At 69.4% G+C, this 7652-nt stretch carries 11 protein-coding genes and 2 pseudogenes; 4 read left to right on the top strand and 9 right to left on the bottom strand.

Annotated features, from left to right (window positions below):
• Positions 1 to 112: 112 nt before the first annotated feature.
• The 4 genes from ACRDSQ_RS15045 to ACRDSQ_RS15030 form a co-directional block, all read right to left on the bottom strand.
• Positions 113 to 1363, bottom strand: a complete 1251-nt coding sequence (locus tag ACRDSQ_RS15045) for a hypothetical protein (RefSeq protein WP_431421750.1) — start codon at positions 1361 to 1363, stop codon at positions 113 to 115.
• A 50-nt stretch (positions 1364 to 1413) separates the two neighbouring features.
• Positions 1414 to 1839 carry a cupredoxin domain-containing protein gene (locus ACRDSQ_RS15040; protein ID WP_431421749.1) on the bottom strand — a complete coding sequence of 142 codons (426 nt, stop codon included), beginning with the start codon at positions 1837 to 1839 and terminating at the stop codon, positions 1414 to 1416.
• Between the two features lie 100 nt (positions 1840 to 1939).
• Positions 1940 to 2494 carry a DUF6529 family protein gene (locus ACRDSQ_RS15035; protein WP_431421748.1) on the bottom strand — a complete coding sequence of 185 codons (555 nt, stop codon included), beginning with the start codon at positions 2492 to 2494 and terminating at the stop codon, positions 1940 to 1942.
• A gap of 51 nt (positions 2495 to 2545) precedes the next feature.
• Positions 2546 to 2794: a DUF4383 domain-containing protein gene (locus tag ACRDSQ_RS15030; protein WP_431421746.1), complete on the bottom strand. Its 249-nt coding sequence runs from the start codon at positions 2792 to 2794 to the stop codon at positions 2546 to 2548.
• 131 nt (positions 2795 to 2925) lie between these two features.
• On the opposite strand from ACRDSQ_RS15030, the gene ACRDSQ_RS15025 reads away from it, so the two are divergent.
• The 3 genes and pseudogenes from ACRDSQ_RS15025 to ACRDSQ_RS15015 all read left to right on the top strand — a co-directional run.
• On the top strand, positions 2926 to 3657 hold the full coding sequence (locus ACRDSQ_RS15025; RefSeq protein WP_431421744.1) for an anti-sigma factor: 732 nt from the start codon (positions 2926 to 2928) through the stop codon (positions 3655 to 3657).
• A 48-nt stretch (positions 3658 to 3705) separates the two neighbouring features.
• Positions 3706 to 3858, top strand: a pseudogene (locus ACRDSQ_RS15020) (GTP-binding protein); the annotation flags it as partial.
• 100 nt (positions 3859 to 3958) lie between these two features.
• A pseudogene (locus tag ACRDSQ_RS15015) lies at positions 3959 to 4186 on the top strand (GTP-binding protein); the annotation flags it as partial.
• A gap of 156 nt (positions 4187 to 4342) precedes the next feature.
• Here the strand turns inward: ACRDSQ_RS15015 and ACRDSQ_RS15010 are convergent.
• The gene (locus ACRDSQ_RS15010) at positions 4343 to 5290 is read right to left on the bottom strand and encodes a S1C family serine protease (RefSeq protein ID WP_431421743.1); all 948 of its coding nucleotides are present in this window, start codon (positions 5288 to 5290) and stop codon (positions 4343 to 4345) included.
• Positions 5291 to 5633: 343 nt separating this feature from the next.
• On the opposite strand from ACRDSQ_RS15010, the gene ACRDSQ_RS15005 reads away from it, so the two are divergent.
• On the top strand, positions 5634 to 6059 hold the full coding sequence (locus ACRDSQ_RS15005) for a DUF1761 domain-containing protein (protein ID WP_431421741.1): 426 nt from the start codon (positions 5634 to 5636) through the stop codon (positions 6057 to 6059).
• Positions 6060 to 6062: 3 nt separating this feature from the next.
• Here the strand turns inward: ACRDSQ_RS15005 and ACRDSQ_RS15000 are convergent, their stop codons facing one another.
• The 4 genes from ACRDSQ_RS15000 to ACRDSQ_RS14985 form a co-directional block, all read right to left on the bottom strand.
• Complete coding sequence (locus ACRDSQ_RS15000; RefSeq protein ID WP_431421739.1) at positions 6063 to 6632, bottom strand: GTP-binding protein; 570 nt, start codon at positions 6630 to 6632, stop codon at positions 6063 to 6065.
• Positions 6613 to 6984 carry a DUF742 domain-containing protein gene (locus ACRDSQ_RS14995; RefSeq protein ID WP_431421738.1) on the bottom strand — a complete coding sequence of 124 codons (372 nt, stop codon included), beginning with the start codon at positions 6982 to 6984 and terminating at the stop codon, positions 6613 to 6615. Before ACRDSQ_RS14995 ends, ACRDSQ_RS15000 begins: the two co-directional genes overlap by 20 nt.
• A complete protein-coding gene (locus tag ACRDSQ_RS14990) occupies positions 6981 to 7409 on the bottom strand; it encodes a roadblock/LC7 domain-containing protein (RefSeq protein ID WP_431421737.1) in 429 nt (142 codons plus the stop codon). The genes ACRDSQ_RS14995 and ACRDSQ_RS14990 overlap by 4 nt, the downstream gene beginning before the upstream one ends.
• Positions 7406 to 7652 (bottom strand): hypothetical protein (locus tag ACRDSQ_RS14985; RefSeq protein WP_431421736.1); only part of this gene is annotated, 247 nt, incomplete at its 5' end. The genes ACRDSQ_RS14985 and ACRDSQ_RS14990, both read right to left, overlap by 4 nt.

Here is a 7652-nt window from a genome sequence, read left to right as displayed (position 1 = left end):
ACTGAGCACCCGCACCATCCAAGCCGGGTTAGGTAATACACCCGCATCCTACGGAAACCGTGTACTGCCAGGGGAAACACAGATGTCGATCAAGAAAGCCAGGAAACTCGGGCTAGCTGAGCTTCTTGTTCTCCGCGATGCCGCCGGCGAGGGTCGCCGCCGTCATCGGCATGTGGTGCGCGGCCTCGGCGAGCTTGGCGAAGACCTGTCCGTCACCGGCGACCAGCGAGTCGATGGTGGCGAACACGCTCTCGGTGTGCGGCTTGAGCGCCTGGGCGACGGCGTCGGCCGGGAGTTCGGGGACCACCGAGTTGATCAGCTGGCCGAAAGAGGTGCGGTAGCCCTCCAAGTCAGCCTTGGCCTTGTCGACCTTCGCCTGGTCCTTGGTCGCCTTGCCCAGGGTGTAGTCGACGAAGAAGCCGATGTGCTGACGCCACGACTCCAGGAACGGCGCCTCAGCGGCCGGGTAGGCGGCGCCGACGGCCTTCGAGAGCGCGACCGAGTTGGCGTCGACCGCGGCGACCGCGGCCTTGACGCTGGGCTCGTTCAGGTCGCCGCCCTTGGCGACGGCCTGGGCCAGGGCGATGCCCGCCAGGTCGACGTGCGAGGTCAGCAGGTAGGTCAGGCCCGAGCGGAGTTCGGCGCCCTTGGACTTGACGTCGCCTTCGAGGCCCTTGTTCTTGGCGATGCCGCCCGCCAACGTGGCCGCGGTCATCGGCATGTGGTGCGCGGCTTCGGTCAGCTTGGCGAAGACCTGTCCGTCACCGGCGACCAGGGAATCGATGGTGGCGAAGATGCTCGCGGTGTGCGGCTTGAGCGCCTCGGCGACGGCGTCAGCGGGGAGTTCGGGGACCACCGAGTTGATCAGCTGGCCGAACGAGGTGCGGTAACCGTCCAGGTCGGCCTTGGCCTTGTCGACCTTCGCCTGGTCCTTCGTGGCCTTGCCCAGGGTGTAGTCGACGAAGAAGCCGATGTGCTGACGCCATGACTCGAGGAACGGCGCCTCGGCGGCCGGGTACGCGCCCCCGATCGCCTTGGACAGCGCGACGGAGTTGGCGTCGAGGTTGGCCACCGCGGCCTTGACCCCGGGGTCGTCCATCTTGCCGCCCGCGTCCACCGCGGTCTTCAGCGCGATGGCCGCGGTGTAGACGTGCTCGGTCAGCAGCTGGGTCAGATCTGCGCGCAGCTTGGACGCGGGGGCGTCGACGGATGCCTTGCCGGTTACGGCCGCGGCCGGCGCCGACGTCGCCGGGGCGCCGACGGTGGATGACGGCGGGGCCGCCTGCTCGTCGGCGGAACAAGCGGACACGGTCAGCGCGGCCGCGGCGACCATGCTCAGAACGGAAATGGCACGAACAGACATGGCTTTCCTTTCGGTACGGGAAGTTCGAGGCGGCGTTGACGAAACAGGACTCAGCCGGTGACTTCGACGGAGCCGTTCATTCCCTTGTGGATCGAGCAGTAGTACGAGTAAGTGCCGGGTTCGGTGAAGGTGAACGACACTTCACCGTCTTTGGTGAGCGGCATGTCGATTTTTCCGTCAGGCCGCTCGGAATCGCGCAGTCCGTCGCCACCCAGGGTGAAGGTGCCGGTGGTCACGTTGTGGCCGATACCGCCGTCGACTTTCCACACAACGGTGGTCCCGGCTTTGACGGTGACCTTCTCCGGAGCGAAGTCGAGCAGTTTCGTGGTCACCGTGGTCGCGTTCGCGGGCGAACCATGTCCGCCATGGCCCGAACTGGGGATGGGGATCGGATTTCCCTGCCCGGATGATGGCCCGCAGGCGGTCAGCACACCACCGAACAGGGCGATCAGCAGGAACCGCCGGAATCGGTGCATGGGAACCTCCATTCAGCGAGATCGTCCGCCGGGGCGCTTCGGGATCTCTTGTCTGTTATTCGAGGCACGAATCCGGGCGGATTGGCCGGATTCCGCCCGATCACCGATCGAAACCGGCCGCGTCGAACCACCACAGCGCGCTCAGTGCCCACAACACGACGAAAAGGGTGAAGACCGTGCCGCCGAGCACCGCGATTCCCCAGCCTGGAAGCCTGCGGGATCGAATGCCCAACATCTTGGCCGTGAACGCGCCATAGAACAGGCAGCCCGCCGCCGAATGCGCCAGGGTGCGGGGGCTCGACGTGTCGAATCCGAACCCGTAGAGGCAGTAGAACGCGAGCGGGAGGCTCGACAGGAACGCCACCGTCCCGGTGAGCCGGTGGACCGAAGGGACCCAGGACGGGGCCGCCCCGGCGCCGGGGATTCGGCCGTACATCCACAGTGCGGTCGCGAGTTGCGCGAGCACCAAGACCAGGATGATGGTGGCGGACCAGGCTTTCAGCGACTGGACGCTGGAGAACCAGACGACCGGCAACTCACGTGGAGCGCCGCCGACCGACCCGACGACACCCAGCGTGACGGCCACGGCCGCTCCGGCCAACAGCATGACGGTGAGCGAGACGCGTAAGCGCGGCTTCTGCTCGGCACGGGTCATCAGATGCTCCCTTGGCTGACTGAAGACGGCCGCCCTCGGGGGTGAAGTGGATCAGCGGCGGGTCCGGCCCACGCCCAGCAGCACGGCGGCGCCGACGAGCAGCGCGCCGATCGCGAGGTGCACGAGGTTGTGCAGCGGGTTGATCTCGAAGAACAGCAGGTGTGGACCGGAGGTGGCGGCGAACCCGGTGCCCGCGGTGAGCGCGAAGCCCACCAGCCCGATCAACAGGTAGACCGCGCCGAACGCGTAGCCCACCACACGGTTGGGCGATCCGGTCCGGGTGTCGGCTCGAGTGCTCATGGTGCCCTCCACCAGAGATTCGACGGGCTCTTGGCAGGGATTCGGTTCACCGGGCCGATCCGGATTGGGCTAATCCAAGACGCCGCGCGCTCCGAATGTCGACGTGTGGGCCGCAGCGAAAGGACTTCTCCATGCCGCGACGACGGTTGAATCCGGAAATCCACTCGCTGACCGGCGCCTACGCCTTGGACGCGCTGACCGCGCGGGAGCGAGCCGAGTTCGATGAGCATCTGAGCCGGTGCGACGCGTGTTCCGTCGAGATCGCGGAGTTGCGCGAGACCGCCGGAAGGCTGGCGATCGCCGCCTCCACGCCGCCGTCCGCGGACTTGAAGCACCGTGTCGTGCCGGTGATCCGGCATGAGCGCCAACTCCCGCCGCTGGTGGCCTCGACCGAACCCGCGCGCCGGGCCCGGTGGTGGTGGGCTCCGATGCTCGCCGTCGCCGCGAGCGTGGTGGCGGCGACGGCGATGGGCGCGCAGGCGATGTCCCTGCACACCGAACTCGACCAGACCCGGCAGGCCTCGCAAGCGCGAGTTCAGGCCATCAGCCGGGTGCTGACCGCGCCGGACGTCCGGCTGACCATGGGGCACGGCGCCACCGCCGCGGTCTCGCGGGACCTCGACAGCGTCATCGTGTTCACCAAGGGCATGCCCGAGCCGCCGCCGAACCGGGTGTACCAGGCGTGGCTGATCGGCCCTGGCGGTCCCCGGTCGGCGGGGCTGCTCCAAGTCGGGCCGGACGCCGTGCCGGTGCTGGCCGACGGCGCCGCGGACGCGGCCCAACTCGGGATCACCGTCGAGCCCGCGGGCGGCTCACCGCGGCCGACGGCCGGCGTCGTCGCACTGCTGGCCCTGCCCGAGTGAGGCGCTAAACAACAACGATTACCATGTTCATCATGGTTGGACCCACCCGTGGTGGAGCTGACCAACGGGTGCATCTGCTGCACCCTGCGCGAGGACCTGCTCGACACGGTCGGCACGCTGGCCGCCGAGGGCCGGTTCGACACCATCCTGATCGCGGCGACGAGCCTGTCCGACCACGCGCGGCTGGACACGATGGTCACCGTGGTCGACGCGGCCGGATTCCTGCCCGAACTGGAGCGCGGCGACCGGCTGGCGGAACGGGACCTCGCCGGGGTGGGCCGCCGAACTCGCCGGGTCGCATGTGCCCGAGACCGAGGAGTACGGCATCCGCTCGGTCACCTATCGCGCGGACCGGCCGTTCCACCCGGCTCGACTGGCCGCCGCACTGGAGGATTGGCAGGGTGTGTTGCGCAGCAAGGGTTTCTGCCACCTGGCCAGCCGCCCGGACACGCTGGCGGTGTGGTCGCAGGCGGGCCCGAACCTCACGATCGAACCGGGCGAACTGCTCGGGGACGACTCCCCCGGCCAGGAACTGGTCTTCATCGGCGTCGACCTCGATCCCGAGGAGCCGCGGCGCAGGCTCGATCCCGCCCTGCTCACCGACACCGTGCTGGCGGGCGGCCCGGCGCTGTGGCGGACGTCGGCCGATCCCCCTACCCGCATGGGAGGACACCGAACCGCACGATCACTCGGCGGAGAGCTCGCTCGGCACGGCGTAGACGTCGACCATCGCCCCGTTGCGCAGGACGGTCACGGGCAGGTCCTGGTCGATCGCCTCGGCGAACAGCTTGCGCTGGATCCCTTGCGCGTCATGGATTTCGGTGCGGCCGACGGTCAGAATGAGGTCTCCCGCGCGCAGGCCCGAGCGGTGCGCGGGTCCGCCGGGGACGACCTCCACCACCCGCAGACCGGCCCGCTGTCCGGTGCGCTCGGCGACGTCGTCGGGCAGTGGCGCGGGGACGCCGACGACCCCCAGGTAGGCGCGGCGGACGCGGCCGTCGGCCAGGAGAGTGTCGATGATCCGCAGCGTGGTCGAGTTCACCGGCACCGCGAGTCCGAGCCCGAAACCCGCGACCGCGGTGTTGATGCCGACCACCCGGCCGGTCGAGTCGGCCAGCGCCCCGCCGGAGTTGCCGGGGTTGAGCGCGGCGTCGGTCTGGATCACGTTCTCGATGACCCGGCCCGCCCGCCCCTGACGCACCGGCAGCGCGCGGCCCAGGGCGCTCACCACGCCCGCGGTGACCGACCCGGCGAGTCCGAGCGGGTTGCCCACGGCCACCACGAGTTGGCCCACCACGAGCTTGTCGGCGTCGCCGAACACCGCGGCGGCGGGCGCGTCTCCGTGCACGCGCACCACCGCGAGGTCCGACAGGGCGTCGCGGCCGACCACGTCGAAGTGGGTTTCGGTGCCGTCGGAGAAGGTGGCCTTGCCCGAACCCGCGGACCCGACGACGTGGGCGTTGGTGACCAGGTGCGATCGGCTGTCGAACACCACGGCAGACCCGCCGCCCTGCCCCAGCCGCAGCGCCGCGACCTGGGGTGTGACCGCCGCAGCGACGGCACTCACGGTCCGCGAGTAGGCGTCGAGGGCCTCGGCCTCCGTGGGCGCGCGCGGTTCGAGGTCTTCGGACATGTCGACCACCGCCTCGCCCGTGATTACACCGTTGCACTCCAGTGTGCGCCCAAGCGCTGAGCTCCCGGTGGACGTTCGCGACGAGCGGACAGCCAAGCCTGCTGATTGCACCTGCCGGCTTGGGTATGCGAAGGGCGGTTTGCAACCACGCTTGCGCTGGGCGACCGCGCTATCGGGAGGAGATCGGGGCAGCTGCGGTCCAGGCTGGGCGAGCTCGCCAGGTGACAGCCAATGCTCGCGGCCCAGATCTGACCCTGTGGGTCGCGTGTGGACAGATCGAGGCCGGGGGGCGATCATTCGGGGAAGTGCGGTCGGGGACGTCAGACACCCTGCAGGAGGAATAGTGAGTTTCTCGACGCTGACAGATCTCAACTGGCTCGCGGTGATCGTCGCCACGGTCGCGTTCTTCGCCCTCGGTGGGCTCTGGTACTCGAATCTGCTCTTCGGCAAGATCTGGAGCCGTGCCGTCGGCTGGGAGATGGACGGCGACGAGAAGCCGCCGGTCACGATCTACCTGATGCCGCTGCTCACCTGCTTCGTCACCAGCGTCGCGGTGGCCATGCTGGCGGCGGCGACCGGCACCGACACCTTCGGCGAGGCGATCGCGCTCGGCGTCGTCACGGGGCTGGGCTTGGCGGCCATGGCGTTGCTGGTCACCGGTTTCTTCGACCCGAAGAAACCGCAGCCGATGGCGTGGGTGGCCATCACGGCCGGATACCACCTGGTCGGCATCCTGGTGGTGTCGGTGATCGTCGCCCTGTGGCAGTAGGACTCAGCGGTTCGCGGTGATCGCGGACTGCTCGCGCGCGGCGGCCATGAGGGATTCGACGAGGGCGATCAGCAGCTGCTTCGTCGACTCACGCCGCGACGCGTGGCAGAGGCGGACGGGGACGTTCGGGCCCAGCCCGAGGGCGGCGCGCACCTCGTCCACCTCGGGCAGCCTGGTTCCCTCGGAGCAGTCGACGCCGACGACGAACGGGATCCCGCGGCCGCGGAAGAAGTCGACGGCGGCCGCGGAGTCGTCGAGGGCGCGGGTGTCGGCCAGCACGATCGCGCCGAGGGCGCCCGCGAACAGCTCGTCCCACAGGAACCAGGACCGGTCCTCGGTGGAGGTGCCGAACAGGTAGAGCAGGAGTTCCGGGCTGATCGTGATCCGCCCCAGGTCGACCCCGACCGACGCCACGTCGGCCACACCGCCGACGACGAAGAACTCCTCGACGTGCAGCAGCGGGATCTCGCTGACGGAGTCGACCAGAGCCGGGGTGTCGGTCCGGGGCCCACCCGCCACCAACACCTTCACGGCGGTGGAGGTGCCATTCGGTTCAGAGCCTACGGATTCCATCCAGCACCTTCTGCATCATCTCAAGGTCCGGCTCGACCGCGTTCTGGCGCGAGCGCACCATCAGGCAGTTCCGCTCGATCAGGTCGCTGATCAGCACCTTCACCACGCCGAGCGCGAGCCCGACCTTCGCCGCGACCTCGGCGACCGACTGCTGCTCCACGCACACCGCGAGCACACTGTCGTGCTCTGGTCCCAACTGTTGCGCGCGCAGGCCGGTCGCGGCGACCAATGTGATCAAATCGAGTTGCGTGTTTCCGGTCTTGGTCCGACCGCGGGTGACCGCGTACGCGCGAACCAGCGGGCCCGCGTCATCGTCGAACCAGGCCTCGTCGTCGTCGTCGTTGTCGATCATGACACCGACGGCGCCGCCGGACCCGCGACCGCGGACCGCGGCGCGGAGGTCAGGTATCCGCCGACTCTTGTCACCATGCGGTTGACCTCGTAGGCGATGATCCCGAGGTCCGAGTCCTGCGCGGCCAGCACGGCGATGCACGCTCCGGTGCCCGCCGCGGTGACCATCATGAACGCGTGCTGCATCTCCACGACGGTCTGGTAGACGTCGCCGCCGCCGAAGTGGCGTCCGGCGCCGGTCGCCAGGCTCTGGAAGGCCGAGGCGACGGCGGCGAGGTGCTCGGCGTCGGCCTGGGCCAGGGATCTCGACTTGCCGATCATCAGGCCGTCCGCCGACAGCAGCACCGCGCGGTCGACGTCGCCGACGCGCTGCACCAAGTCGTCGAGCAGCCAGTCCAGGTTCTTGTTCGTCGACATGCCCGTCATGTTTCCTCCCCTGGCCTGCCTGGTCGGGGACCCGTGTCCGGTTCTCCCGCCCGCGCCCGGCGCGTGCCGCGCTGGAACGCCGACATGCTCGCACGTGAACGCTCCGGCGTGGGAATGGAAGCGGGCGGTGCGGGTTCGGCGGGGGTCTGACCAGGTTCTTTGCGCAGCTGTGCGGCGAGGTTGGCCCGCGGCGTGCGCCGGGCGAGCGGCGTCGTCGGCCTGCTCGGCGCGGCGGGCGGCGGG

This window comes from Actinokineospora sp., from assembly GCF_050699995.1.
Taxonomy (GTDB): domain Bacteria; phylum Actinomycetota; class Actinomycetes; order Mycobacteriales; family Pseudonocardiaceae; genus Actinokineospora.
The sequence above is the reverse complement of the archived record's forward strand: the minus strand, read 5'-3'. Positions and strand labels throughout refer to the sequence as shown.

Excerpts from the sequence above, each read along its gene's own strand:
- ACRDSQ_RS14995 (WP_431421738.1), bottom strand. The coding sequence starts at position 6,984 with ATGATCGACAACGACGACGACGACGAGGCCTGGTTCGACGATGACGCG.
- ACRDSQ_RS15040 (WP_431421749.1), bottom strand. The coding sequence starts at position 1,839 with ATGCACCGATTCCGGCGGTTCCTGCTGATCGCCCTGTTCGGTGGTGTG.
- ACRDSQ_RS14990 (WP_431421737.1), bottom strand. The coding sequence starts at position 7,409 with ATGACGGGCATGTCGACGAACAAGAACCTGGACTGGCTGCTCGACGAC.
- ACRDSQ_RS15025 (WP_431421744.1), top strand. The coding sequence starts at position 2,926 with ATGCCGCGACGACGGTTGAATCCGGAAATCCACTCGCTGACCGGCGCC.
- ACRDSQ_RS15000 (WP_431421739.1), bottom strand. The coding sequence starts at position 6,632 with ATGGAATCCGTAGGCTCTGAACCGAATGGCACCTCCACCGCCGTGAAG.
- ACRDSQ_RS15035 (WP_431421748.1), bottom strand. The coding sequence starts at position 2,494 with ATGACCCGTGCCGAGCAGAAGCCGCGCTTACGCGTCTCGCTCACCGTC.
- ACRDSQ_RS15045 (WP_431421750.1), bottom strand. The coding sequence starts at position 1,363 with ATGTCTGTTCGTGCCATTTCCGTTCTGAGCATGGTCGCCGCGGCCGCG.
- ACRDSQ_RS15010 (WP_431421743.1), bottom strand. The coding sequence starts at position 5,290 with ATGTCCGAAGACCTCGAACCGCGCGCGCCCACGGAGGCCGAGGCCCTC.
- ACRDSQ_RS15030 (WP_431421746.1), bottom strand. The coding sequence starts at position 2,794 with ATGAGCACTCGAGCCGACACCCGGACCGGATCGCCCAACCGTGTGGTG.